The organism is Arthrobacter sp. Y3221159 (assembly GCF_059089885.1).
Genome location: NZ_JBNHFC010000054.1, coordinates 1 through 563 on the forward strand (window position 1 = coordinate 1; position 563 = coordinate 563).

The 563-nt window shown below is 64.8% G+C and carries 2 pseudogenes; both read left to right on the forward strand.

The window, feature by feature from the left end:
- Positions 1 to 422 (forward strand): annotated as a pseudogene (locus AC5RT3_RS20630) (glycine dehydrogenase (aminomethyl-transferring)); the annotation flags it as partial.
- A gap of 10 nt (positions 423 to 432) precedes the next feature.
- Positions 433 to 563: pseudogene (locus tag AC5RT3_RS20635) on the forward strand (glycine cleavage system protein T); the annotation flags it as partial.

Consider the following 563-nt stretch of genomic DNA (forward strand, 5'->3'; position numbering starts at 1 on the left):
TGACCGCGAAGACCGGGATTACGGCCGAGGATGTGGCCAAGCGGCTGATCGATTTCGGTTTCCACGCCCCCACCCTGTCCTTCCCGGTGGCCGGGACGCTGATGGTGGAACCCACCGAGTCCGAGGACCTGGCCGAGATCGACCGGTTCATCGAAGCGATGATCACCATCCGCAAGGAAATCGACCAGGTGGCCGCCGGGGACTTCACTGTTGGCGATTCGCCGCTGCGGCGGGCACCGCACACGGCAGCCGCCGTCGTGTCCTCGAACTGGGACCGCGCCTACCCGCGGGAGCAGGCCGCCTTCCCCGTGGCCTCGCTCCGGCAGGACAAGTACTTCCCGCCCGTGGGCCGGATTGACGGCGCCGCCGGGGACCGCAACCTAGTCTGCTCCTGCCCGCCCCTCGAAGACTTCGAAAACTAAGGACAAGCCCATGACTGAGAAATACACAGCTCTCTATGACGAGCACAAAAAACTGGGCGCGTCCTTCACGGACTTCGGCGGCTGGCAGATGCCCCTCAAATACAACTCCGAACTGGCCGAACACCACGCCGTCCGCAACGC